The sequence below is a fragment of the Halobacterium sp. KA-6 genome, from assembly GCF_021029015.1.
Taxonomy (GTDB): domain Archaea; phylum Halobacteriota; class Halobacteria; order Halobacteriales; family Halobacteriaceae; genus Halobacterium.
In genome coordinates, this window is record NZ_JAJJZH010000001.1 from 516,078 (window position 1) to 540,482 (window position 24,405).

Annotated in this window: 29 protein-coding genes and 1 tRNA gene; 13 read left to right on the forward strand and 17 right to left on the reverse strand. The window is 66.9% G+C overall.

Annotation, left to right across the window (positions count from 1 at the left end; all coding sequences use genetic code 11):
• Positions 1-3: 3 nt before the first annotated feature.
• Positions 4-270, reverse strand: a complete 267-nt coding sequence (locus tag LPA46_RS02895) for an HAH_0734 family protein (protein ID WP_230890290.1) — start codon at positions 268-270, stop codon at positions 4-6.
• 168 nt (positions 271-438) lie between these two features.
• Here LPA46_RS02895 and LPA46_RS02900 point away from each other — a divergent pair, with 168 nt between their 5' ends.
• The 6 genes from LPA46_RS02900 to LPA46_RS02925 all read left to right on the forward strand — a co-directional run bounded on the left by LPA46_RS02900 (position 439) and on the right by LPA46_RS02925 (position 3,396).
• Positions 439-720: a 50S ribosomal protein L44e gene (locus LPA46_RS02900; protein WP_058981839.1), complete on the forward strand. Its 282-nt coding sequence runs from the start codon at positions 439-441 to the stop codon at positions 718-720.
• A 2-nt stretch (positions 721-722) separates the two neighbouring features.
• Positions 723-896 carry a 30S ribosomal protein S27e gene (locus LPA46_RS02905; RefSeq protein WP_230890292.1) on the forward strand — a complete coding sequence of 58 codons (174 nt, stop codon included), beginning with the start codon at positions 723-725 and terminating at the stop codon, positions 894-896.
• Entirely contained in the window at positions 893-1,693 is an 801-nt protein-coding gene (locus LPA46_RS02910; RefSeq protein ID WP_230891295.1) for a translation initiation factor IF-2 subunit alpha, read from the forward strand. The genes LPA46_RS02905 and LPA46_RS02910 overlap by 4 nt, the downstream gene beginning before the upstream one ends.
• Positions 1,690-1,872, forward strand: a complete 183-nt coding sequence (locus LPA46_RS02915) for an RNA-protein complex protein Nop10 (protein ID WP_230891296.1) — start codon at positions 1,690-1,692, stop codon at positions 1,870-1,872. The genes LPA46_RS02910 and LPA46_RS02915 overlap by 4 nt, the downstream gene beginning before the upstream one ends.
• 3 nt (positions 1,873-1,875) lie before the next feature.
• Entirely contained in the window at positions 1,876-2,631 is a 756-nt protein-coding gene (locus tag LPA46_RS02920; protein WP_230891297.1) for a proteasome assembly chaperone family protein, read from the forward strand.
• Between the two features lie 69 nt (positions 2,632-2,700).
• The gene (locus LPA46_RS02925) at positions 2,701-3,396 is read left to right on the forward strand and encodes a metallophosphoesterase (RefSeq protein ID WP_230891298.1); all 696 of its coding nucleotides are present in this window, start codon (positions 2,701-2,703) and stop codon (positions 3,394-3,396) included.
• On the opposite strand, the gene LPA46_RS02930 is transcribed toward LPA46_RS02925, so the two are convergent.
• Positions 3,388-4,680 (reverse strand): NAD(P)/FAD-dependent oxidoreductase, encoded by a 1,293-nt coding sequence (locus LPA46_RS02930; RefSeq protein WP_230891299.1) that lies wholly within the window; start codon positions 4,678-4,680, stop codon positions 3,388-3,390. The two genes, LPA46_RS02925 and LPA46_RS02930, sit on opposite strands and share 9 nt — an antisense overlap.
• Positions 4,681-4,779: 99 nt before the next feature.
• Here LPA46_RS02930 and LPA46_RS02935 point away from each other — a divergent pair, with 99 nt between their 5' ends.
• Entirely contained in the window at positions 4,780-5,973 is a 1,194-nt protein-coding gene (locus tag LPA46_RS02935) for a threonine synthase (RefSeq protein WP_230891300.1), read from the forward strand.
• Between the two features lie 146 nt (positions 5,974-6,119).
• Here the strand turns inward: LPA46_RS02935 and LPA46_RS02940 are convergent, their stop codons facing one another.
• The 4 genes from LPA46_RS02940 to LPA46_RS02955 form a co-directional block, all read right to left on the reverse strand.
• Entirely contained in the window at positions 6,120-8,822 is a 2,703-nt protein-coding gene (locus tag LPA46_RS02940) for a TRAP transporter permease (protein ID WP_230891301.1), read from the reverse strand.
• A complete protein-coding gene (locus tag LPA46_RS02945; protein ID WP_230891302.1) occupies positions 8,819-9,298 on the reverse strand; it encodes a DUF1850 domain-containing protein in 480 nt (159 codons plus the stop codon). Before LPA46_RS02945 ends, LPA46_RS02940 begins: the two co-directional genes overlap by 4 nt.
• A gap of 111 nt (positions 9,299-9,409) precedes the next feature.
• Complete coding sequence (locus LPA46_RS02950) at positions 9,410-10,411, reverse strand: TAXI family TRAP transporter solute-binding subunit (protein WP_230891303.1); 1,002 nt, start codon at positions 10,409-10,411, stop codon at positions 9,410-9,412.
• A gap of 201 nt (positions 10,412-10,612) precedes the next feature.
• Positions 10,613-11,791 (reverse strand): outer membrane protein assembly factor BamB family protein, encoded by a 1,179-nt coding sequence (locus LPA46_RS02955; RefSeq protein ID WP_230891304.1) that lies wholly within the window; start codon positions 11,789-11,791, stop codon positions 10,613-10,615.
• Between the two features lie 110 nt (positions 11,792-11,901).
• Between LPA46_RS02955 and LPA46_RS02960 the strand changes: the two genes are divergently transcribed.
• From LPA46_RS02960 to LPA46_RS02975, 4 genes are all read left to right on the forward strand, one after another.
• Complete coding sequence (locus LPA46_RS02960) at positions 11,902-12,087, forward strand: hypothetical protein (RefSeq protein WP_230891305.1); 186 nt, start codon at positions 11,902-11,904, stop codon at positions 12,085-12,087.
• Between the two features lie 67 nt (positions 12,088-12,154).
• Positions 12,155-12,829 carry a metal-dependent transcriptional regulator gene (locus LPA46_RS02965; RefSeq protein WP_230891306.1) on the forward strand — a complete coding sequence of 225 codons (675 nt, stop codon included), beginning with the start codon at positions 12,155-12,157 and terminating at the stop codon, positions 12,827-12,829.
• On the forward strand, positions 12,826-13,536 hold the full coding sequence (locus LPA46_RS02970; protein ID WP_230891307.1) for a TMEM165/GDT1 family protein: 711 nt from the start codon (positions 12,826-12,828) through the stop codon (positions 13,534-13,536). The genes LPA46_RS02965 and LPA46_RS02970 overlap by 4 nt, the downstream gene beginning before the upstream one ends.
• Positions 13,537-13,573: 37 nt before the next feature.
• Positions 13,574-14,206, forward strand: coding sequence for a LysE family translocator (locus tag LPA46_RS02975; protein WP_230891308.1), 633 nt, complete (start codon positions 13,574-13,576; stop codon positions 14,204-14,206).
• On the opposite strand, the gene LPA46_RS02980 is transcribed toward LPA46_RS02975, so the two are convergent.
• Both LPA46_RS02980 and LPA46_RS02985 read right to left on the reverse strand, forming a co-directional pair.
• A complete protein-coding gene (locus LPA46_RS02980) occupies positions 14,207-14,881 on the reverse strand; it encodes an HD domain-containing protein (protein ID WP_230891309.1) in 675 nt (224 codons plus the stop codon).
• Positions 14,882-14,983: 102 nt separating this feature from the next.
• Positions 14,984-15,292: a hypothetical protein gene (locus LPA46_RS02985; protein WP_230891310.1), complete on the reverse strand. Its 309-nt coding sequence runs from the start codon at positions 15,290-15,292 to the stop codon at positions 14,984-14,986.
• A 122-nt stretch (positions 15,293-15,414) separates the two neighbouring features.
• Between LPA46_RS02985 and LPA46_RS02990 the strand changes: the two genes are divergently transcribed.
• Positions 15,415-15,570: a DUF7563 family protein gene (locus LPA46_RS02990; protein WP_169793386.1), complete on the forward strand. Its 156-nt coding sequence runs from the start codon at positions 15,415-15,417 to the stop codon at positions 15,568-15,570.
• Positions 15,571-15,592: 22 nt separating this feature from the next.
• Here the strand turns inward: LPA46_RS02990 and LPA46_RS02995 are convergent, their stop codons facing one another.
• From LPA46_RS02995 to LPA46_RS03035, 9 genes are all read right to left on the reverse strand, one after another.
• Positions 15,593-15,787: a cold-shock protein gene (locus tag LPA46_RS02995; RefSeq protein ID WP_230890306.1), complete on the reverse strand. Its 195-nt coding sequence runs from the start codon at positions 15,785-15,787 to the stop codon at positions 15,593-15,595.
• A 68-nt stretch (positions 15,788-15,855) separates the two neighbouring features.
• Positions 15,856-17,727, reverse strand: a complete 1,872-nt coding sequence (locus LPA46_RS03000) for a hybrid sensor histidine kinase/response regulator (RefSeq protein WP_230891311.1) — start codon at positions 17,725-17,727, stop codon at positions 15,856-15,858.
• Positions 17,728-17,868: 141 nt separating this feature from the next.
• Positions 17,869-17,970, reverse strand: a tRNA-Gln gene (locus LPA46_RS03005).
• Between the two features lie 41 nt (positions 17,971-18,011).
• A complete protein-coding gene (locus tag LPA46_RS03010; RefSeq protein WP_230891312.1) occupies positions 18,012-18,755 on the reverse strand; it encodes an HNH endonuclease in 744 nt (247 codons plus the stop codon).
• Between the two features lie 52 nt (positions 18,756-18,807).
• Entirely contained in the window at positions 18,808-19,242 is a 435-nt protein-coding gene (locus LPA46_RS03015) for a metal-dependent transcriptional regulator (RefSeq protein ID WP_058981870.1), read from the reverse strand.
• Between the two features lie 37 nt (positions 19,243-19,279).
• The gene (locus LPA46_RS03020) at positions 19,280-19,774 is read right to left on the reverse strand and encodes a ferritin-like domain-containing protein (RefSeq protein WP_230891313.1); all 495 of its coding nucleotides are present in this window, start codon (positions 19,772-19,774) and stop codon (positions 19,280-19,282) included.
• A gap of 116 nt (positions 19,775-19,890) precedes the next feature.
• On the reverse strand, positions 19,891-21,114 hold the full coding sequence (sufD, locus tag LPA46_RS03025; protein ID WP_230891314.1) for a Fe-S cluster assembly protein SufD: 1,224 nt from the start codon (positions 21,112-21,114) through the stop codon (positions 19,891-19,893).
• Position 21,115: 1 nt separating this feature from the next.
• Positions 21,116-22,546, reverse strand: coding sequence for a Fe-S cluster assembly protein SufB (gene sufB, locus LPA46_RS03030; RefSeq protein ID WP_230891315.1), 1,431 nt, complete (start codon positions 22,544-22,546; stop codon positions 21,116-21,118).
• Between the two features lie 9 nt (positions 22,547-22,555).
• Positions 22,556-23,464, reverse strand: coding sequence for an ABC transporter ATP-binding protein (locus LPA46_RS03035; RefSeq protein ID WP_230891316.1), 909 nt, complete (start codon positions 23,462-23,464; stop codon positions 22,556-22,558).
• A gap of 189 nt (positions 23,465-23,653) precedes the next feature.
• Here LPA46_RS03035 and LPA46_RS03040 point away from each other — a divergent pair, with 189 nt between their 5' ends.
• Positions 23,654-24,397: an SDR family oxidoreductase gene (locus tag LPA46_RS03040; RefSeq protein ID WP_230891317.1), complete on the forward strand. Its 744-nt coding sequence runs from the start codon at positions 23,654-23,656 to the stop codon at positions 24,395-24,397.
• Positions 24,398-24,405 lie beyond the last annotated feature (8 nt).

Sequence of the window (24,405 nt, forward strand, 5' to 3'; positions counted from 1 at the left end):
AAATTAGACCGCGAGGTCGCCGGCGCGCTTGTGGACGGTGACGTCGTCGGCGTCGACGGTGTCGACGTCCAGCCAGTGCGGGATGAAGTTGCGCTTCTCGTAGTCCTCGAATTCGTCCTCGTCGCCGACGACACACCACAGCTGGACTTCGTCCGGGCCGTGCCAGTCGCCGTTTCGCGTCACCTGGAAGAGGACCTTCTCCTCGCCGTCGTACTCGATGACGCCGTCACGGCGCACGCCGGGGTCGCCGTGGATGATGAGTCGCTTCATGGCTGCGGCTTCGGAGGGTGGCGGATTAAACGCTTCGAAGCCGGCCGTCGCGCGCCCGCACCGAGCGCGAGCGAGAGACCTGTGCGTGGGTTGAGTGGTTCGCCCCCGAAACCAAACGGATTTTAAGCGGCCACGTGTAACCGAGAGACAACAGAGCTGATTTAGCCTATGGAGATGCCACGCCGATTCAACAGCTACTGCCCGCACTGTGACGAACACAACCAAATCGAGGTCGAGAAGGTCCGTACGGGCCGCTCGTCCGGCATGAAGTGGGACGCTCGCCGCACCAAGCGCGCGAACGCCTCCATCGGGAACCACGGTCGGTTCTCGAAGGTGCCGGTCGGCAACAAGCCGACGAAGAAGACGGACCTCAAGTACCGCTGCAACGAGTGCGGGAACGCTCACCTCCGCGAGGGATGGCGCACCGGCCGTCTCGTCTTCCAGGACTAACAATGGCGGGAGGATTCTTCAAAGTCGAGTGTCCGGATTGTGAGAACGAGCAAATCGTCTTCGGTAAGGCCTCCTCGGAGGTCGCCTGCGCCGTCTGCGGAACGACGCTCGCGCGTCCGACCGGCGGCGAGGCGGAGTTCACCGGTGAGGTCGTCGAAACTGTCGAGGCCAGATGAAGTACGTCGGCTGGCCCGAGGAGGGCGAACTCGTCGTCGGCAAGGTCGACGACATCGAGGACTTCGGCGTGTTCGTCGACCTCGAAGAGTACGAGGACAAGCGTGGCCTCGTACACGTCAGCGAAGTGGCCAGCGGCTGGATCAAGAACGTTCGCGACCACGTCAACGAAGACCAGACGGTCGTCGCGAAGGTGCTGGACGTCGACGAGTCCGCTCAGCAAATCGACCTCTCGCTGAAGGACGTCAACGACCACCAGCGCTCGGACAAGATTCAGGAGTGGAAGAACGAGCAGAAGGCCGACAAGTGGCTGACGCTGGCGTTCGGCGAGGACATGGACGACGACCAGTTCCGCCGCATCGCCAACGAACTCCTCGGCGAGTTCGGCAGCCTCTACGAGGGGTTCGAGCAGGCCGCGATTCACGGCTACGAGGCCCTCGAGAAGACGGACCTCGACGACGACGAGCAGGACGCCATCGTCGAGACCGCACGCGAGAACGTCTCCGTGCCCTACGTCACGGTCACGGGCTACGTGACGCTGACGTCGCCCGCCCCCGACGGCGTCGACGACGTGAAGGAAGCCCTGCAGGCCGCCGAGGGGAACGGTGAGGTCCCCGACGAGGCCGACCTCGAAGTGACGTACGTCGGCGCGCCCGAGTACCGGATTCGGGTGCAGGCGCCGAACTACAAGACCGCCGAGGACCAGTTGGAAGCCGCCGGCGCCCGCGCCGTCGAGGAAATCGACGCGCAGGGCGGCGAGGGGAACTTCCACCGCGAGCGCCAGCTCGAAGAGGAATGAAGTCCGACATCCGGGTGTGTTCGGCGTGGCGCGACCGCCACGGCCGCCCGGTGTACACGCTTTCTGCGGAGTGTCCCGACTGCGGAGCCGACGCCGTCAACAGCGCGCCGGCGCCGTTCGACCCGGAGGACCCGCACGGGCGCTACCGACGCGCTCTTAAGGAACGCAGCCGCCCCTAGGGTATGGACGAAATCGACATCGCGTGGGAATCCGAGCCGGAGCTGGACGACCCCGTGTTCGTCGAAGGACTGCCCGGCGTCGGGCACGTCGGGAAACTCGTCGCCGAGCACGTCGTCGAGGAGGCGGACAGCGAACTCGTCGCGCGCGTGCACAGCGAGCACTTCCCGCCACAGGTCACGGTCGGGGACGACAGCGTCGCGGCGCTCGCGCACGCCGAGATTCACGCCGTCGACACGGAGGGCCGGGACCTCCTCGTGCTCACGGGCAACCACCAGGCCCAGGACAACGTCGGCCACTACCGCGTCACCGAGGCGTTCCTCGACGTCGCCGAGGACTTCGGCGCGAGCGAGCTGTACGCGCTCGGCGGCGTCCCCACGGGGGAACTCGTCGAGGAGCACGACGTCATCGGCGCCGTCTCCGAGGACGACCTCAAGGAGCGCCTCGAAGAAGCGGGCGTGGAGTTCCGCAGCGAGGAGCCCGCGGGCGGCATCGTCGGCTCCAGCGGCCTGCTGCTCGGGCTGGGCGGCCGCCGCGGCTTCGACGCCGCCTGCCTGATGGGCGAGACGTCGGGCTACCTCGTGGACCCGAAGGCCGCGAAGGCCGTCCTCGCGGTGCTCGAAGACATGCTCGGCTTCGACCTCGACGAGGAAGCCCTCGACGACCGCGCCGAGGAGATGGAGGAGGTCGTCAGCCGCCTCCGCGAGATGGAGGAGGGCCCGAGCCCCGGCGGCGAGGAAGACCTCCGGTACATCGGCTAACGGCGACCCGTTTTTCCTGTCTGCTCGCGGACCGCTGGACCTAACCCCCCGTAGTGCCGACTGGGGTGCGTGAGCGACACTCCGTCGTGGCTGGCGTTCGGGGAGCGCGCCGCCTACCTCCCGGAGGCGGACGCGCTCGTGCTCGCTGATGTCCACGTCGGCCGGGACGCGGCCTCCGACGTCGCCCTGCCGCTGGGCGAGCGCGCGGACCTCGTGGAGCGCCTCGACGCCTTGCTCGCCGAGTTCGAGCCGGCGACCGTCGTTGTCGCGGGCGACCTCTTGCACGTCCACGGAACCGTCCCCGACGGCGTCCGTGGTACTGTCGACGCCATCGAGACAGCAGTCCGTGGAGCGGACGCCACGTTCCGCGTCGTCCGCGGGAACCACGACGCGATGCTGGACTCCGTCGGCATCGACGCGGAGGATGCCGTCGTGCTCCCGGACGGCACGGCAATCTGGCACGGCCACGACGACCCGCCCGTGGACGCCGAGCGCTACGTCGTCGGCCACGAACACCCCGCGGTCGAAATCGAGGGGACGCGCCACCCGTGTTTCCTCTACGGCCCGCGCCAGCACGAGGGCAGCGACGTCGTCGTGCTGCCGGCGTTCACGCGCCTCGCGCCGGGCACGCTCGTGAACGGCCTTCGACGCGACGACTCGCTGTCTTCGATGCTCTCGGACCCGGACGGCTTCCGGCCCGTCGTCGTCAGCGAGGGCGAGACGCTGGCGTTCCCCGCGCTCGGCGACCTACGCGGCCTACTGTAAGTCTTCGCTGACTGCGTCGGCCGCCGCTTTTCCGCTCGCTAATGCGCCGTTGATGGAGGAGTCGTGTGTGTAGTCGCCCGCGAGGTAGACCGCGCCGCCGGGCGCGCGAACGTCGGGGAGGTCCTCGTGGACGCCCGGCGGCTGCGCGAACTGCGCGAACGGGAGGCGGTCGGTGCGCAACAGTTCGAAGTCGCCCAGCGACGCCGCCGGGTACCACGCGGAGAGGACCTCGCGCGTCTGGGTTTCGAGGTCGCCGTCGGACTCGATGCGGACGTCGTCGCCGGCGTCCTCGTGGCCGACCGTCGTGGCGGCGACGAGCGCGCGGTCGTCGGGCGCGTACTCGGGGGCGACGCCGGACAGCGGCGCGACCGTCGTCGGTACCTCGCCGCCTGCGTTCAGGTGGATGCGGTCGCTGTCCGCGAGCGGGTGACCCGACGGCACCGCGAAGTACTGGGTGACGCAGCCGCGGCCGTCGGTCGGAATCGCGTCGACGCCCGTGAGGTTGTGGCTGGATTTGGGGTCCGCGGCGACCACGACCGCGTCCGCCTCGACGGTTTCGCCAGAAATCTGGACGTCGACCGCGGCGTCCCCCGGGGCGATTCCCTCGACTGGCGTCTCCGTGACGATGCGCGCGTCCTGCGTAATCGCACGGTCAGCCAACTGGTCCGAGAGTTCGCCCATCCCGCCAGCCGGGACGACCGTCTTCCCCTCCGAGAGCATCTTGAACGTGAATTCGAAGACGCGCTTGGACGTGTCGAGGTCGCAGTCGAGCGTGATGCCGCCGTAGAACGGCCGCACGAACCGCTCGACGTACCGCTCGGAGAACCCGTACGTGTAGAGGTACTGTTCGATGGTTGCGTCGGGTTCCGCGAAGATTTCGTCGACGGACTTCGCCTTGAGGTCCGCGCGCAGCCGGAGCGTGCGGAGTTTGTCCATCGTCGAAATCTCGGCGTTGAACAGCGTCTCCGCGAGCGCGCCGGGCTCCCGCAGGGGGTCCGCGAGCACGGAGCGCTGGTCGCCTCGGCAGATGGTCGCGCCCGCCGAGAACGCGCGCAGGTCCAGCGCGCCGAAGTCCAGTTCCCGTCGCGCCGCGGGGTACGCGGTGAACAACACCTGGAAGCCGCGGTCGAAAATGTAGCCGTCGCCGCGCCGCGAGCGCACGCGCCCGCCGACGTCCTCGTTGCGCTCGAACAGCGTCACGTCGAAGCCGTCCGCGGCGAGGTGGCGCGCCGCCGTGAGCCCGGCGAGCCCGCCGCCGACGACCACGACTCGAGAGTCAGACATACCCAGCCGTTCGCCCGCGGGCGACAAGAACGTGCGGGCTCTCGGGGCGGTCACGCCGGAAGGGACAGGGCTTTTCGCGCCCGCTACGAAGGCCCGCACATGGAGACGACGCCGGCGTTCGAGGGGCTTCGGTGCGTAGACTGCGAGGAGACGTTCGACCCGGAGACGGCGACCCACCGCTGTCCGGACTGCGGGGGCATCCTCGACCCGACCTACGACTACGACAGCCTCGACGTCACCCGGGAGACCTTCGAGTCGCGGCGCTTCGACTCGATGTGGCGCTACGAGGAACTGCTGCCGTTCTCGCGGAGTTCGGCGATTTCGATGGACGAGGGTGCGACGGCGCTCGTGTCGTGCCCGACGCTCGCCGACGAGATGGGCGTCGGCGAGGTGTACATCAAGGACGAAGGTCGGAACCCGACGGGGACGTTCAAGGACCGCGGGCAGACGGTCGCCGTGACCGCCGCCCACCAGCACGGCGCTAGCGACGTGGCGCTCGTCTCGGCCGGGAACGCCGGCCAGTCGGCGGCCGCGTACGCGGGCCGCGCGGGCATCGACTCGCACGTCTTCCTGCCGTCGCGGTCCGGCTTCGCCAACAAGGCGATGGTGAACGTCCACGGCGGCGACATGACTATCGTGGAGGGCCGCATCGGGGACGCAGGCGCTGCCTTCGACGGCGCGATGGACGAGCACGACGACTGGTACTCGGTGCGGACCTTCGAGACGCCGTACCGCCACGAGGGCAAGAAGACGATGTACTACGAGACCGCCGAACAGCTGGACTGGGAGACCCCCGACCACGTCGTCTACCCGACCGGCGGCGGCGTCGGCCTCGTCGGCATGCACAAGGCGGCGAAGGAGCTCCGCGACCTCGGGCTCACCGACGACCTCCCGAAGATGTACGCCGCCCAAGCGGAGGGCTGCGCGCCCATCGTGCGCGCGTTCCAGGAGGGCCGCGACGTCCACGAGCCGTGGGACACGCCGGACACCATCTGTGGCGGCATCGAGATTCCGGACCCGGGTGCCAGCCCGCTCGTGCTGGAGGCACTCCGCGAGAGCGACGGCGGCGCGGTCGCGACCAGCGACGAGGAGATTCTGGACGCCGCGACGACCGTCGCCGCCCACGAGGGCCTGGAGATGGGCGCGACGTGTGCGGCCGCCGCCTCGGGTGCGTCCGCGCTCGCCGAGGACGGCGCGTTCGGCGAGGACGACACGGTCGTCATCCTGAACACGGGAAGCGCCAACAAGGACGCCGACGTGCTGCGCTCGCACCTGATGAGCAAGGGCATCTGAGGACGACTTCGCCTCGATACCCCAGAACGAGCGACGAACGCCGTCCCGACTGAGGTCGAAACGGCACGCCCTGGTGACGGTCGCGGTCACGTTTCTCGCAGCGAGGCAGAACAGTCCTAGTAAAATCGTCGACGACAGCGGCGCGCTCAGGCGGACGCTGCGTCGGGCGTCTCACCGGTCGAACCGAGCTCCCGCCGGTTCTTCAGCGTGAGCGCGACGAACAGGACGAAGCCGACGCCTCGGAGCGTCAGGTCGAGCAGGAGCGCGTTGACGGACACGGTGACGCCGACGAAGCCGAGCAGGTCGAACACCGACGTCGAGAGGAGCGCGGGGGCCATGAGGAGGAGGGAGCTGAGCGCGAAGCCCGCCCGCTCGCGCCGGTTGACGTCCGTGTACAGCGTGCCGATGACGGTCGCCCCGAGCGCGATGACGCCGAGGAAGACCCCGGCAATCGGCACCAGAATCTCGGGCACGGAGTACGACAGCTCCGCGAGGTCGCCGAAGTTGACCACGCGGTAGCGCTCCCGCAGCGGCAACTCGGCCGCGTTCGCCTTCTCACGCAGGAGGACGATGCCGGGCGCGAGCACGAACGCGAAGGGGACGATTGCTTTGTTCAGCGACAGCGAGAACGCCTTCACGCCGGTCTGGAACGGGTCGGACTTCGCGACGCCGCTGGCGGCGTAGGCCGCGACGGCGACCGGCGGTGTGATGTCGGCGATGACGCCGAAGTAGAGGATGAACAGGTGCGCGGCCAGCAGCGGGATGCCGAACTCGACGAGCGGCGTCGCGAGCATCGAGATGAGGATGATGTACGTCACCGTCGTCGGCATCCCCATGCCGAGGATGATGCTCGCGACGGCGGTCACGAGCAGCATAATCACGATGGAGCCACCGGAGAGCGCGAGCAGCAACGAGGTGAGGTTCGGCCCGAGGCCGGAGACGCTGATGACGCCCGGGATGATGCCGGCAGCCGCGACTGCGATGACGACCGGGACCGCCGTCCGCGCGCCCTCGTCCATCGACTTGACGACGAAGGTTCCGGTGCGGAACAACTGGTTCTTGCCGAGGTCGCGACCAGCGCGTTCGCCGGCGGTTTCGGCGGCGTTCTGGACGGTCGGGTTCAGGTCAAGCAACGCCGACTGCACGTCCGTGTAGAACAGCATCGTCAGGACGCCAGCGAGCATCGCGTACCAGCCGAACCGCGGGACGACAATGCCGGCCGCCTCGCCGAGCGGGATGCCGGCACCGCCGGCACCGCCGAGGAAGCCCGTGGCCGGGACGCCGGCGACGACGAAACTCAGGAGGTCAGCGCCGGCGATAACGGCCAGCGACCCGAGCAGGAAGGTGCGCGTCCGCTCGCTGTAGGCGGCGATGAACGTGATGAGCGCGACGAGCGCGACGAGGGTGAACCACGCCGAGCGGGAGACGGAGAGCCGCTCGATGATGAGGTAGTACAGCAACAGGAAGATGGGGACGAGGTAGAACCAGCCGCGCTTGAGGTGGTCGCGCATCGACGCGGTTTCGACGCTCTCGACGCCACCGATGCCCTCCTGGACGGCTTTCAGGTGCACCATCACCCAGACGCCGAAGAAGAACACGATGGCCGGCACGGTCGCGAGGAGGATGATTTCGCGGAACGGCGTCGCGGTGTACTGGACCATCAGGAACGCCGCCGCCCCCATCACTGGCGGGAGAATTTGGCCGCCGGATGACGCAGAGGATTCGACGGCACCGGAGAACTCCGGCGAGTATCCCGAGCGCTTCATCAGCGGGATGGTGAACGCGCCGGTGGTGACCGTGTTCGCGATCGACGACCCCGAAATCGTCCCCATGAAGCCGCTCGCGAGGATGCTCGCCTTCGCGGGGCCGCCCTTCCGCTTGCCGGTCGCGGCGTACGCGAGGTCGATGAACCACTGGCCAGCGCCGCTCATCTCGAGGAACGAGCCGAACAGGATGAAGATGTAGATGAAGCTCACGGAGACCGTCACCGGAATCCCGAAGACGCCGTTCTCCGTGTTGTACCAGAGGTTCTGCACGATGTCCGGCCAGGTCAGCCGGGGAATCGCGAGCAGGCCCAGGAACGGCGTGTCGCTACTTATGAGGAAGCCCCAGCGTGCGTATACGATGAACGTCGCGACGATAATCATCAGCGGGAGGCCGAGCGTCCGACGCGTCGCTTCGAGCACGAGGACGATGCCGATTGCGCCCAACAGTAGCGCGTACGAGAACTCGCTGACGAACGGCACGCCGCCGAGAACCGGTTCGAGGAACGGGTAGACGCCCGTGACCGGCCGGCCGGACTCTAGCCCGAACACGCGCATGTCTCGTATCTCTCCGAACTCGGTGAGGAAGTACAGCGCGGTGAGCACCGCGAAGCCCATACAGACCACGTCGAACGGCGTGACGCGACTCCGGTTGGGGTCGACGAACGCCCAGCGAGCGACGCTCCGGAGTCGGTCGAGCACGCGTGCGACGGGGTTCGCCGAGCCGAGCCGGGCGGCCGCTGCGTCGACCGCGGTCCCGAGGCGCTTGGAGAAGACTCCTTCGCCCATCGTCGCGGGGAACATCAGGAACGTCAACACCAGGGCGAACGCCACGTGGATAGCGTTCGCCTGCAGGAGCTGTAACCCCACTTCGATGTCGGCGACCAGCGGAAGCGGAATCGTGAAGTAGAAACTCTGGGCAGCCAGAATCAACTGGAACAGCGAGAAGAGAATCCCTATCGCCGAGACGGCGAGGGCGGCGAGCCCCTTCAGCGACCGCCGCCGCTCGATTTCGTCGATGAGCTCGTCGGCCTCTTCTCTGGAAAGCTCCGCTTCGTCACTGTCGTCTGGGTTGTTCGTGCTCATAGGAATACGTCGGTCAACGTCCGCCGTTCGACGTGAATGCGGACATCACTCGCGTTCGTCTGCGCCACCAAGTCAATCCGTCGGTCGTCGACGATTAGTGTGTGGTTCGCAACCCGACCAGGGGACACCGAGAGCGTCTCGAGGGTCATGATTGGTTCCGGCGGGTCGTAGACGAACGTTCCGTTGACGTTCGTGACGTTGACCCGCGCTGGGAGCCCCCAGCCGTAGGATTCGAACTCCATTCGCGTGTTGACGAGCGTCTCGCCGTCGACGCGATACACGTCGTTCACTGGCGTCTTCTCGACGCTGTGCATGTACCGTAGTTCGACGGTACTGCCCGTCTCGACCGGTTCCGTGACGTATCGTTCGCCCGTGTCGAGGTCTTCGACCACGAGCACCTGCCCGGTCGAGACACCTGCTGCTCCGCCAGCGAGAGCGACCAGTAGCACGGCGACGACGGCTACCAGCGCTACCACGACCCGCTTTCGTCGGAGGATTCGGTGAATCACGATGGGTAGTGGAGGGGATTACCGCGACGGCACCGAGGAGGAAGCGAGCGTCGGCGCCGCGATGGCTGTCTGTGTGGTTTACGCGTCGAAGTACGCCGCCGCGCCGTCGTGGAGCTCGATGGACATCCCGTCCTGCGCACTGTCGGCGGAGATGAAGTCCGTCTTGATGGTTAGCTCGTCGACGTTGTCGAAGATGGCCGCGGTGACCGTTTCGACGGTTTCGGCATCCACACCCGAGTGCGTGGCAATCATCGCCTGCACGGCGACGGTCTCGACGGCCTGGTCGACGCCCGTGTACGTCCCGGCCGGAATCGTGTCGTCGGCGAACCACGAGGCGGCGTCCTTGACGGCCTGGCGGTTCTCGCCCTGAATCGGGACAATCTGGACGTCGTTCGTGTTCGCGAGGTCCTCGATTGCGCCGACCGGCCAGCCACCGACGACGAACGCCGCGTCGATGTCGCCGTTCGCGAGCTGTTCGGACGCCTGGGAGAAGCCGGCGTTCTGCTCGTTGTAGTCGGTGATGCCGACCGCTTCCAGAATCTGGTTCGCGTTGACCTGCGTCCCGGAGCCGAGGTCGCCGGTGTTGATGGTCGCGCCGCTGAGGTCGCTCAGCGTCTCGATGCCGGTGTCCTGCAGCGTCACGACGGTAATCGTCTCGGGGTACAGCGTCGCCACGCCCTGGAGGTTCTCGATTTCGTTACCCTGGAACGTGTCGATGCCCGTCCCGTTCTTCGCGAAGTACGCGATGTCGTTCTGGATGAGCGCGAAGTCCGCGGAGCCGTCCGAGAGGCTCCCGACGTTCTCGACGCTGGCGCCCGTGGACTGGACGTTCAGCGAGAAGTCGGTGTTCGCCTCGACGATGGTCTTGATCTCGTTCGAGAGCGGGTAGTACGTGCCACCCGTGCCGCCGGCGTGCCAGCTCAGGCGGTTGCTTCCGCCGCCACTCTGCGTCGTCGTCGAGTCGCCGTCCTGTGTCGTCGAGTCGCCGTCGCCGCCGTTTCCGCTACAGCCAGCGAGCGCCGCAACGCCAGCAATACCCGCTGCTTCGAGGAACCGACGACGCGTCTTTTCGGATGACATACTATCACACGAGACAGCCGGCAGGTTTATATTACTGTCGAGTACGGTGCGGTTACGGCAAGAATACGCTGGGCGCACTCCACGGAGTTCACAGACGTACAGAAGCGGAGCGTAGGCCCGTTAGAGGCCACTCCCGTGGAATCGGCGGGCACTGCCCGAGCACGACACCGGACGTGGCCGACCGCCATCGACGGGCGGGCCTTATTCGAGCACGTGCAGTCCCGTCTCGTCGTTCGTGGCGACGAACACGCGGCCGTCTGTCACGCCCGCGACGTACCCCCAGTCCGCCGTCAGCGTGACCTGCCACTCGCGCTCGCCGTCGGCGGCGTCGAACGCCGCGACGACGGTTTCGTCCGTCGGCTCGCTCCACGTCGCGTACACCAGCGAGGCGGCTGTAGCCAGCGAACTCGGGCGCGCCGGCAGCGACTCCGACCAGACCCGGCCGTCGAGGCGTTCGTCGAACCCGACCAGTGTCGTCCCGGCAGCCGCGACTGCGCGGTCTGCAGTGACCGTCAGGCCGTCGAGCCACGCCCCGAGGAACGTACGTCGAACCGCCACGCGTCCCTCCGACAGCGAGAGGACGGACAGCACCGCGCCCAGGTCTCGAATTCCCGCGCCGACGTACACCCGACCGTTCCTGACTGCGAGACGCTCGACGGCCCCGGGGACGCCGAACTGCCACTGTACGTCGCCGCTGCCGGCGTCGTACGCGACGACGGTCGACCGATTCCGCATCGCGGTGGTGTCGTCCCGCGGCTGGTGGCGGTAGGTGAATGCCGCGAGAACCGTCTCCTCGCCGCACGCGACAGCTGGCACGTAGTCGGCGTGAGCGCTGCGACGCGTCCACGCAGTCCCGCCACCCGGTCGGGCAGCGGCGACGGTTTCGGAGCCGTCCGCCCCGAGAATTCGGCCGGCAGCGAGTGCGGTCGGCGACACCTCCGCGCCGGTCCACGCGCGCTCCCCCGACGCGCGGTCGAGAGCGACGAGACTGCCGTCCATCGCCGCGACGACGACCGCGTCCCGCGTGAGCAGGGGTTGGCCGTAGTAGCCGGTGTCGTCGCGCCAGCGGACGCTGCCGTCCGGTGCGACGGCGGTGACGGTGTGCGTGTCGACAACGAACCCCCCGCCAGCGGCGGTGAAGACGCCGCCGTCGTACTGCGGGAAGTCGGTGTCTCGCCACTGGTGCGCGGGGTCGGAACTGACTGCGGCCGCGTCGCTGGCGCGAGTCCGACTGCTCCCGCCGTGTCGGGTCGCCCACGCGTCTGACTGGGTCGGTGTGACGCCCGGCCGGGACCCGCGGAACGGGCGGCTACACCCGGCGAGTGCGCCGATGGCGACGGCGGCGGTACTGGCGAGGAGGGCGCGCCGAGAGCGGGGCATGGGAGAGTTGTCAGGCGCAGCCTACAGGTATCTTGTCCCTCCGGCGTCGCGTTCGCTGTCGCTGCGACTGCCCGCCACCGTTTCACGTTCCGCGACCCTCGTCCGGGCTGATGCCCGAACTCCGGTCGATGGGCCCAATTCCGTTCGCCGTCCTCACCGCGGCCGTCGCGGCCGTGGTGTACGTCGCACTGGCCGTCCTCGTCTTCGGCGACAGTCTCGCCGAGGTGGCCGTACTGGCGGCCGCGACGGCGGTCGGCGTCGGTTCGTACGCTGGCCGGCGCGGTAGCACCCAGTGACCGGCACGGCAGCCTGTTTTACTATCACCAACTATTTGTTTAGACGCGTCTAAACCCCCGACAACGAATGCTCTCGGACGTCATGGAGGACTACCTGAAGGCGGTCTACGTGCTCCAGCGCGAGCACGGCCCGCCGGTCAAGACCTCCGCCATCGCCGACTACCTCGACGTCACGCCCCCGACGGTCACCAGCATGGTCGGGAAGCTCGAAGAGCGCGGGCTCGTCGCCCGCGAGAAGTACAAGGGCGTCGAACTCACCCCCGAGGGCGAGACGGTCGCGCTGGAAGTGTTGCGCCACCACCGCCTCCTGGAGTCGTTCCTCGCGGACCACCTCGACTACGAGTACGACGAGGTCCACGACGAGGCCGACGCGCTCGAACACCACATCAGCGAGGAGTTCGAGCGCCGCCTCGCCCGGAAACTCGACGACCCCACCGTCGACCCGCACGGCGACCCGATTCCGAGCGCGGACCTCGAACCGCCCGAACACCCCGACACCACCGCGCTCGCCGACCACGTCGCCGGCGACCGCGTCGTCGTCGCGCGCGTCGACGACCGCAACTCCGAGGAACTGCGCTACCTCACGGACGCCGGCATCGAACCCGGCACCGAACTCTCCGTCCGCGAACACGCCCCCATCGGGCTGTTCGTCGTCGACATCGACGGCGAGGATGTTCACCTCCCGGACCGCGTCGCGGCCGTGATTCGCGTGCGCTCGCTCGACGAGGTGTCCGAATCGTGACCGGCTTCGCCGAACTCGCCGGCATCGCGTTCGCCGCCCAACTCGCGGTCCTGCCGGGCGAGAAAGTCCAATTCATCATCGCGGGGCTGTCCACGCAGTACGACCCGAAAGTCGTCGTCGCCGCCGCCACCACCGCGTTCGCCATCTGGACGGCCGCCGAAATCCTCGTCGGAAACGCGCTCCGGAACGCGCTCCCCGGCGTCTACCTCGACGCCATCACGGGCGCGCTGTTCTTCGTGTTCGGCGTGCTCCTGTTGCGCTCGATGCCCGCCGACGGCAACCCTGGGCCGATGCAGGGCGACGGCGGCATCGTCGCGCTCGGCGGCCGCTTCGAGCAAGCCACAATCTTCGGGCGCGCCATCCCGACGTACTTCGGCGGGTTCCTCCCCATCTTCGCGATGATGTTCGTCGGCGAATTCGGCGACAAGACCCAACTGGTCACCATCGGGCTGGCCGCCCAATATGGCGCGGCACCGGCCATCTGGGTCGGCGAGATGGCCGCCATTATCCCCGTCAGCCTACTGAACGCGATGTTCTTCGCACGGTTCTCCCAGAGCTTCGACGCGCGCCGCGCGCACCTCGCGGCCGCCACGCTCTTCTTCTTCTTCGCGGGGGACGTCGCGCTGCAACTCCTCTTCGACGTCTCCGTCTGGGAGGGCATCGTCGGCTCGGTCGCTCGCGCGCTCCCGGTGTTCTTGGCACTGTAATCGGCGGCTTTTTCGCGGCCTGCGACTATCTGTAGTCGTGTTCGACGTTGCCGTCTCCGTGATTGCTGGGCTCGCCCTCGGACTGTCGCTGGCCGCGCCACCGGGCCCGATGAACGCCGTCATCGCCGAGGAGGCCGTGACTCGTGGCTGGCGCGCGGGCTTCTTCGCGGGCCTGGGCGCGATGGCCGCCGACGCCTGCTTCTTCGTGCTCGCGCTCGTCGGCGTCGTCGCCCTCATCCACGACGCCCCGGCCGTCGAGACAGTGATGGTCGGTATCGGCGGCGTGCTCATGCTCTACTACGCGTACGGCGCCTTCCAGGACGCCGGCTCGTTCTCCGACGCCGAGCCCGCAGAAGGCCGCGGCTTCCGGAAGGCGTTCGTGCTCGCGCTCGCGAACCCCTACCAGATGACGTGGTGGCTGACCGCCGGCGTCGCCCTCCTGAACCCGACCGAGATTTCGGCGTTCGGCCTCCAGTTGGCCGCGGGCAACGGCGCGCTCACCATCGCCGGCTTCTTCAGCGGTATCCTCCTCTGGGCCGCGGGCTTCCCGGCGTCGCTGCGCGCGGCCGGCGAGCGCGTCGATGCGTTCGGAAAAGCAGTCGCGTACGTCAGCGCGGGCGCGCTGGCGGTCTTCGGCGTCCTCTTCCTCAAAACGGCGGCCGGGCTGTAACTACTCGCGCATCCCCGGCACTTCGGCTTCCAGCCACTCCCGGAACCACCGCACGCGCTTGATGCGCTGGTGGGCGATGGAGTCGGCGGTGTCGCTCTCCACGCGCTCGGCGGCGTTCTCGCCGCGCTCGAGCACGCGGTCTATCATCTCCGCGGCGTCGACGTGCGTGCGGGCCTCGTAGCCCATCCGCAGTAACATCAGCGCCGCGCCGTTCGCGCCCGCCTTGTCGAGGACGTCGGCCTCGATGAGACACCGCGTCTCCAGCGGGAGTTCCGAGAGGTCGCCCTGGTGGGAGTGGTCGGCGATGGCCGCACACACCTGGTCGACGAACGACGGCGCGAAGTCGCCGTGGGTCTCCAGGTACTTCCGCGCGATGCGCGCGCCCTCGTCGGCGTGCTCCTCCTGCTCGGCTTCCAGTTTCGCGATGTCGTGGAACAGCGCCGCGACGCGGACGACGTCGACGTCCGCGCCCTCCTCGCGCGCGATGCGCTCGCCGAGCTCGACGACGTTCCGGATGTGGGTGAAGCGGTACTCCGCGGAGTGCCACGGATACCACCGCATCCGCCCGCCGTCGTCCTCGTTCTCCACGCTCGCTTCGAGGTAGTCGCGGACGAACGCCGCCATCTCGTCGAACTGCGGCTCGGAGACCGGCGACTCCTTTATCTCGACGCCCACAGTCTCACCTCCGTTGGCCGGCGTACACGTACTGTCATTACTACAACGAAGGCTTGTTTCTCTCTTTAGCCTTTTGCAGGTCTCCCGAGACCGGCCGAACGGTCAGTCCAGGTCGTACTCGGCGACCGCCGCCTCGCAGTCCCGCATCGCCTCGAAGCGCTCCTCGTCGGGGTCGTCGATGGCGACCGACTCGACCTCTAGCCAGCCGTCGTCGTACACCAGCCCCGTCACCCAGTCGTCGGTGCCGAGGATGACGCGTTCGGTGATGACGACGGGCTCGCGGGTGTCGGCCTCGACGGCGTCCTCGCGGTCGACGGGCACCACCAGCGAGAACGCGTCGGCGTGGTTGAGCGCGGTGACTTCCTGCTGTCGCAGCGGGCGGTCCGGCAGCGACTCCAGCGTATCGCTCATACGCGCTGGAGGCGGCCGCGACGGTTAGGCCGTTCGCTCTGCGGGCTCCGGAGGACTATTTATTCACGCTGGTAAAATCCACACAAAACATATATACCGACACTCCATCGCCTCCAATCGAGATGCCGCTCTGCCAGAACTGCGAGTCGTTCGTCACCAAAGACTACGTCCGCGTGTTCACCCCGCCCGGCGTCGAACAGCCGCGCGTCTGCCCGGACTGTCCGGACATGGTGCGGGACGGCGCGGACGTCCGCGAGGCTCGCGCCACCCGGTCGTAACGGCGAAGAATCGACGCGCCCGCTACAGGCGCGTGACGTTCGTCGCGCGCGGTCCCTTCTCGCCCTCCTCGATGTCGAACTCGACCTCCTGACCTTCTTCGAGGTCCGCGCCGCCGACGTCCTCCATGTGGAAGAACACGTCGTCGTCGGCGTCCTCGGTCTCGATGAACCCGTACCCCTTCTGGTCGTTGAAGAAGTCGACGGTGCCGGTTGCCATGGTGGAACTCCACGAGAGTGCTCTCGTGGACGACACTTAACCGCTCTGCCCGTTCAGGTCGCTCGCGGCTACTGTGCGGCGTCGGCGCGCTCGACCAGTTCTACGCCCGTGATTTCGAAGCGGGCGCCGTCCTCGCTGTCCGCGACGCTGACCGACCAGCCGTGCGCGTTCACGATTTCCTCGACGATGGCGAGCCCGAATCCGGTGCCGTCGTCGCTGGTCGTGTACCCGTGCCCGAAGACGGCCTCGCGCTCGTCCTCGGGGATGCCCTGACCGTCGTCCTCGACGTAGAACCCGCTGCCGTCGTCGAGCCGGGCGACGCGAACCGTGACGCCTTCGCCGCCGTGTTCCACCGCATTTCTGAAGAGGTTCTCGAACACCTGCTGGAGGCGGTCGCGGTCGCCGCGGACGGCGAATTCGTCGACCACGTTTAGCGTGGCCGACGCGTCGGCGACACGCGCCCAGCACTGCTCGGCGACGTCCGCGACGTCGACGTGCTCGCGGTCCGAGACTGCCTGTCCTTCGCGGGCGAGCGTCAGCGTGTCCTCGATGAGCGTCTCCATGCGGTCCAGCGACGACGCGACTGCTTCGAGGTGTTCGCTGTCGTCATCGTCGCGAGCGAGCGCCAGCCGGCCACTGGCGACGTTCAGCGGGGCCCGCAGGTCGTGGGAGACGATGGTCGCGAACGCCTCGAGGCGCTCGTTCTGTCGCTCCAGTTCCTCCGTGCGCTCGCGGAGTTGCTGCTCGGACTCCAGGCGCGTGAGCGCCTCCCGCGCGTGGCCCGCCAGCAGTTCCGCCAATTCGCGGTCCGTCGCGCCGAAGGCCTCTGGCTCGCGCGAGACCGCCTGGAACGTCCCGATGTCCGCAATCGGCGTCGTCAACGCCGACCGATACTCGGGGTCCGCGGGCGTAATCTCGTACTCCCGGAGGTCGTCGACGACGATGGTCTCCTGGCCCTTGTACGCTCGCGTCGCGAACGTGTCCTCCTCCAGCGGCGTCACCTCCCAGTAGCCCTCCGTGTCTGCGTCCAGCGACCACGCCGCCTGCACGAGCGCGTCGTCGTCGTAGACGTCCACCGCTACCAGGTCGAAGTCGAGGATGTCCTCGGCGGCGTCCACGAGAATCTCGTACACCTCGTCTTCGGTGTCCGCCGCCTCCAGGTCCGTCGCCGCGTCGTGCAGCGCCGCCAGGGCCTCCCCGCGCTCCCGGTTCTGCGTGATGTCGCGGACGGTACAGACGAGTTCGTCGTTCTCCGTTAGCGCCAGCGTGTGGTCCTCGACGAACGTCTCGCCGTCCGCCCGCAGCCCCGTCGTCTGCCCGCTCCACACGCCGACCTCCCTGACCTGTGGGAGGATTTCGTCCTCGACGAGCGACACGGCGTCATCCGGGTACAGCACCCGCCAGTGCTCGCCGACGAGGTCGTCGGGCTCGTAGCCGTAGAGGTCGGCGTAGGCCTCGTTCACGTAGATGAACTCGCCGTCCTCGTCGAGGATGCTGATGCCCTCCTTCGCGGCCTCGATGGCGTCCAACTGCCGCTGCCGCTGGGACTTCGCGCGCGCCGTGTCGACGTAGTTCAGCACGCGGTTCGCGAGAATCGTGTACTGGTCGGTACCCGCCTCCTTCTGGAGGTAGTCGGTCGCACCCGCCGAAATTGCTTCGCTGGCGACTTCCTCGCTGCCCTTCCCCGTGAACAGCACGAACGGCAACTCGGGGTACTCCTCGCGCACGGCTTCGAGGAACTCGATACCGTTCTGCCCCGGCATGTCGAAGTCCGAGACGACGCAGTCGACGTCCTCGTCGGCGAGAATCGAGTGCGCGTCGCTGGCGTTCGTAGCAGTCTCCACTTCGATGCGGTCGTCCTCGCGTTCGAGGAATTCGCCCGCCATCTCCGCGAACCCGGGCTCGTCGTCGACGTGGAGCACGCGGATGGAGTCAGTCATTATTCTCGGTAGGGGCTACAGATTAACGGGTTTGCCGGTCTGCTCGCTTCGAAGTACGACGCCCCTTTAGTTCCTCACGTCGCCGCGAAAATCGCGGTACTGGCGTCGAAGTAGTAGAGCACGGCTCGCCAAAAGTGACAGTAGTCCCGGGCGGATTCGAACCGCCGTCGTGGGCTGTCTTTCCGGTACGCAAACCCGCACCGGTCCAAAGGCCCATATGATTGGCCACTACACCACGGGACTGCATCCGACGGTAACCGGCGGGCACACAATAAGATTGCTCTTCACGGATTCCCAGAGGGGAGCGCCACGTCGCCGTCCTCGATGCGACGGTGACACGACCGACAGAGACAGACCACGTTGTCTAGTTTGTGGGCGTCCTCGGGGTCGTCGAAATCCCGAACGCGGTCGATGTGATGGACGTCTGGCTTACGGCCCAGTTCCTCGACCCCAGCGCCGCAGTTCTGGCACTCGTACTCGTCACGAACCAGTGCCGCACGCCGGACTTGCCACCACGAGGAACCGTAGGGAATCGTCCCACCCTCCCACTGGTGGTGGGCCTCTCCGACGACGTTCTCCGACAGCCACTCGCCGTAACAGCCGAGGTCGCAGAACTCGCCGTACGACGCCGACTCGACGCGTGATGGGTGCCGTTCTAGTAGTTCTCCACAGTACTCACACTCGACTTCGACGTGCGGGACAGACGAACTTTCACCGGGGAGTAGGCCGTCCGCGTCCTCGACACACGCCGAGCAGTAGACGCCGTCCTTGTTGGAAGGGTAGTAGTCGAAGGAGTCACCACACTGCTCGCACTCCGTCGTCTCCTTTGCGCCAGCGTAGTTCCCGTTCTTCTCTCCCGCCTGTGAGTAGCAGTCGTCGCAGTACGTGCGCCGCGACTTCGGGTCGTAGAACTCAGTACCACAGTCCGCACAGGTCCGGTTCGGGAGTGGTTCGTCGTGGACTTTCGTGTGGTGCTGGCGCATCCCCCGCTCCGTCGAGAGCGCCTTCTCGCAGGTCGGGCAGTCCATACGGACGCCACGTCCGGACCCGACTAGAAATTTAGCCCACTTAAAGAACCGCTCAGTCGTCGGCTTCGATACCTTCCTCGACGAGCAGGCCACAGGCGTCGGCTTCCGCGTCGAAGCACTCCGGACACTGCGGTTCGCGGTCGATAATCATGTCGAGGCGGTCCGCGACCGTCTCGTCGATGACTGGCTCCAGTTGCCGGGCTTCCGCGCGGAAGTCGTCGACGTCGAGGACGTTCGCGAGGAAGCGCTCGAGGATGCAGTACGTCTGCAGCGCCTCGCGGGCGCGGGCTTCGCCGTCGTCGGTGACGGTCGCGCCCTTGTACTTCTCGTGGGCGACGAGCCCGCGCTCTTCGAGTTTCCCCACCATCTCGTTGACGCTCGCCGGGCTGACGCCGAGGCGGTCGGCGAGCTCGCCGGTCGCCGCCGGGCCGTCTTCGAGCTGCTCGACGAGGAAAATCGTCTTCAAGTACTGGTCGGCAGTGTTCACGCGACACACCTCCGCTGTGGGGTCGGTTGTTCCGTGCTCATGCGCGGGCCTCCATCAGTTTCGCGACCTCTTCGACGCCTTCGGCTTCCGCGTGGCGAATGTCCCGGAGCGTCTCCAGGACCGCCTCGCGGTCGACGCCGAACGTGGCGTCGCTGGCTTCGACGGCGTCGATGAGGTCGTCGTAGAATTTGTACGCGGTCTCCTCGCCGTGGAGCTGGTCGTAGAGTACGCCGTCGAAGTCCTCCGGGCCGGTCTGCCCGTAGCTCCCCGCGACGAGCTCTTTGACGTCCTCGAAGGGGATGCTGTCGGCGTCGAGTTCCTCGACGAGCGATTCGAGCCGTCGGCGGTGTTCGGCGGACTCCGCGCTGGCCTCCGAGAGCAGCTCCTCGATGGCTTCGTCGCGCTCCTCGACGGGTAGCGACTGGTAGTGTCGGTGCGCGCGGGCCTCCACGACCTCTTCGAGCACGATGCCGATCTGGAGGAGGCGCGCGAGCTGGTCGTCGGAGTCGACGCGGGCCGCGACCGAACTCACGGCGCACACCTCGACGGCGGTACTCCGGTCATACTACTCGTAACTGAGAGAGAAGCGGACTTAAACCGTTCCCTCCGACGACGGCGCGACAGTGGCCGTCCTCGGAGCGCGAACGCCTACTGCAGGCGCTCGTGGATGCGCGTCTGGAGGTCCTCGCGGAGCTCCTCGACTTCGACTTCTTCGAGCACCGGCACGAAGAAGCCCTCGACGAGCATGTCCGTGGCGAGCTGCTCGGGAACGCCGCGGTTCTCCATGTAGAACAGCGTCTCCTCGTCGACCTGACCGACGGTCGCGGAGTGGCTGGCCTCGGTGTCGTGGTTGTTGATGATGAGCTTCGGGGAGGCGTCGGCCTCGCTCTCGTCGCTCAGCATCAGCGTGTTCTCGCGCTGGTAGCTGGAGGTGTCCCAGGCGTCTTCGCCGACGTCCTGGACGCCCTCGTACACCGAGCGCGCGTCGTCGTCGATGACGCCGCGCGTGACGAGGTCGGCAGTCGTGTGTTCGCCGCGGTGCCAGACCTTCGAGTCGAGGTCGAAGTGCTGGCCGTCGTGGCCGAAGAACGCGCCGACGATTTTCGTCTCACTGGAGTCGCCGTTGAGCTCCGTGGAGACGCTCGTCTTCGTCAGGCGGCTGCCGAGGTTACCCTCGATCCAGTCGACCGTGCTGTAGGTGGTCGCGTCGCCGCGCTTGACGGTGTAGTTGTACGTGTCCTCGTCGAAGTCCTGCAGGCTCCCGTACTGGACGTAGGAGTTCTCGCCTGCGTCGACTTCGACGACGCCGGAGTAGTACCGGCCGTCGTCGACCGGAGCGGCGTCGTCGCTCGTGTCCTGGCGCTCCAGGATGGTCACCGAGGAGTTGCTCTCGGTGACGACGAGCGTGTAGTTGAACAGCGAACGGGAGGTCATCGACGTCCGAATCTTCACGTCCTCGGCGTCGACGCCGGCGGGCACGTAGACGACCGTGCCGGTCGTGAACAGCGCCGTCGACAGCGCGGTCAGGCGGTTCTGCTGCGGGTCGACGATGCTGCCGAAGTGCTCCTCGACGAGTTCGGCGAGGTCGTCGTCCTGCAGGGCCTCGTGGAACGACGCGACTTCGACGTCCTCGGGGCCGACCTGGTCTTTCTGCTCGGTCTGGGTGAGCGGGTCGACCAGCGCCTCGAAGTCGAGGTCCTCGAGGTTCGTCCACTTGCGGCCGGGCGTCTCGATGACGCTCGGGTAGTCGAGGTCTTCGAGCGCGTCGAGGGCGTCCAGTCGCGTCTGGAGCAGCCACTCGGGCTCGTCGTGCTCGTCGGCGAGCTGCCGTACGGTCTCTTCGCTGATGTCCTGGTGCAGTTGGGTGCTCATGTTATCCGAGGCTCCCCTCCATCTCGAGTTCGATGAGGCGGTTGAGCTCGACCGCGTACTCGATGGGCAGTTCCTCCGTGATGGGCTCGATGAAGCCCGCGACAATCATCTGCTTGGCGTCGTCGTCGTCGAGGCCGCGAGACTGGAGGTAGAAGACGTCCTCGTCGCCGATTTTGCCGACGGTCGCCTCGTGGGCGACGTCCACCTTCGACTCGTTGATCTCCATGTACGGCATGGTGTCGCTGGTGGACTCGTTGTCGAACATCAGCGCGTCGCACTCGACGGACGTCGAGGAGTTCTCGGCGCCGTCGGCGATGTGGACGAGGCCGCGGTAGTTCGTGCGGCCGCCGTCTTTCGCGATGGACTTGGACTCGATGGTGGACTTCGTGTCGGGCGCGTTGTGGTAGACCTTCGCGCCGGTGTCGATGTCCTGGCCCTCGCCCGCGAACGCGATGGTGATGTGGTTGTCAGTCGCGCCGCGGCCCTTCAGAATCGAGGAGGGGTACAGCATCGTCGCCTTCGACCCCATGGAACCGGAGACCCACTCCATGGTGGCGTTCTCCTCGACGATGGCGCGCTTCGTGTTGAGGTTGAACGTGTTCTTCGACCAGTTCTGCACGGTCGAGTACTGCACGTGAGCGTCCTCTTTCACGAAGACTTCGACGCCACCGGAGTGGAGGTTGTGGCTGCCGTACTTCGGCGCCGAACAACCTTCGATGTAGTGCACTTCGGAGCCTTCCTCGGCGATGATGAGCGTGTGCTCGAACTGACCCATGCCCTCGGAGTTCATCCGGAAGTACGCCTGCACGGGCATGTTCACGGTCACGTCCTCGGGGATGTGCACGAAGCTCCCGCCGGACCAGACGGCGCCGTGGAGCGCCGCGAATTTGTTGTCGCTGGCCGGCACGCACTTCGTCATGAAGTGCTCTTTGACCAGTTCGGGGTACTCCTGCACGGCTTCGTCCATGTTGCAGAAGACGACGCCCTTCTCCTCCCAGCGCTCCTGCATGTTCTGGTAGACGACTTCCGACTCGTACTGGGCGCCGACGCCGGAGAGCGCCTCGCGCTCGGCCTCGGGGATGCCCAGCTGTTCGAACGTGTCCTGAATCTCGTCCGGGAGGTCCTCCCACTCGTCCGCGCCCGAGCGCTTGTCCACGTCGGGGCGGATGTAGGGGACAATCTCTTCGACGTCGAGTTCGGAGAGGTCCGGCTGGCCCGGCCAGTCCGTCGGCATCGGCATCTTCTTGTACTGCTCGAGGGCGCGCAGGCGCCGGTCGAGCATCCACTCGGGCTCGTCTTTGTCGTCGGAGATGAGCCGAATGGTCTCCTCAGTGAGGCCTTTCTCGGACTTGAAGGCGGACTTCTCCTCCTTCTTGAATTCGAATCGGGCCTCGGTGTCGGTTTCTTCGAGGTGGTCTTGGTCTGAGCTCATGATTGTGGTTTACGCGGTCTCGTAGACCTGGTCGCGCACCCAGTCGTAGCCCTTGTCTTCGAGCTTCTCGGCGAGCTCGGCGTCCCCTTCCATGACGACTTCGCCGTCGAGCATGATGTGGACGCGGTCGGGTTCGACGTAGTCGAGAATGCGCTGGTAGTGGGTAATCTGGAGGATACCCGTGTCCTGTTCGTCGCGCAGTGCGTTGATGCCCTTCGCGACGTCCTGCAGACGGTCGATGTCGAGGCCGGAGTCGATTTCGTCGAGCACGGCAATCGACGGTTCGAGGATGGCGGCCTGGAGGACCTCGTTCTGCTTCTTCTCGCCGCCGGAGAAGCCGGCGTTGAGGTAGCGCGTCGCGAACGACTCGTCCATGTCCAGGGCTTCCATCTTCTCGGAGAGGAGTTCCTGGAACTCCGCGACGCCGACTTCGCCTTCGTCGGCGGGGCCCTCCATCGGGGAGGTCTCGTAGCCCTCGTCGTCTTCTTCCGCTTCCTCGTCCTCGCCGAAGAGGAGTTCGTCGCGCTCTTCGAGTTTCGCGTTGAGCGCGGTGCGGAGGAAATTCACGAGCGTGACGCCCTCGATTTCGGCGGGGTACTGGAAGCCGAGGTAGATGCCGAGCGCGGCGCGCTCGTTCGGCTCCAGGTCGAGGAGGTTCCACGTCCGTGCGTCCTCCGGCAACTCGGCGACGTCGTCGAAGTCTCCCTCCTCGAGGTGGAGGAGGACTTCACCTTCGGTGACGTCGTAGGCCGGGTGGCCGGCGATAATCTTCGAGGTGGTCGACTTCCCCGAGCCGTTCGGGCCCATCAGGGCGTGGATTTCGCCCGACGGGATTTCGAGGTCGACGCCTTCGAGAATCTGCTCTCCGCCCTCTTCTGCGACTTTCGCGTGTACGTTTTTGAGTTCGAGCGTAGCCATTGCCTCAGTCGTCTGTAGGGAGGGGCGTGGGACGCATAACGGTTACGGAATTCACGGGTTCCGGTTCGCGTTTGCGAAAAAACTGTTTTCGTTTGGGAAAACCTAAACCCCTGAACGGGTCGTGATGGGCGCCTGGTTTCGCCGTAGACTCGGCCAACTATCAAGCCCCTCGCTGCCGTTCGGCCGCACATGGTCTCAGCAGGACTCGACGGCGAAGTCGCCATCGTCACCGGTGCCAGCAGCGGCATCGGCGAAGCCACGGCGCGCGTGCTCGCTCGCGACGGCGCGACAGTCGTGCTCGCCGCACGCCGCCGCGAACGCCTCGAAGCGATTGCCGACGACCTCGCCGCCGAACACGACGCCGACACCCACGTCGTGCCGACGGACGTGACGAACGAAGCCGAAGTCCAGTCGCTGGTGGACGCCACCGTCGAGGAGTTCGGCGGCGTCGACGTGCTCGTGAACAACGCCGGCCTCGGCCGCGGCAGCGACGTCGAGAGCCTCGACACGAGCCAGTACCGCCAGATGATGGACGTGAACTGCGACGGCGCGTTCTTCGCGACGCGGGCGGCGCTCCCACACCTCCGCGAGGCCGACGGCAACCTCATCTTCGTGGGGAGTTTCGCCGGCCAGTACCCGCGGCCGTCGAACCCCGTCTACGCCGCGACGAAGTGGTGGCTGCGCGGGTTCGCGCACAGCGTCGAAGCCGCGTACGGCGACGACGGCGTCGCGGTCACCGTCGTCAATCCCACGGAGGTCCGCTCGGAGTTCGGCAGCGAGGACGGCGACGCCTTCGAGGACGTGTTCGAGCCCGGCGAGGTCACCGAGCCAGTCGAAATCGCGGAAGCCATCGCGTTCGCCGCTCGGCAGGAAGCGCCGACGACGACCAGCGAAATCGACGTCTACCGCCGCGACAAATTCAGCCACTTCTGACCGCCGCC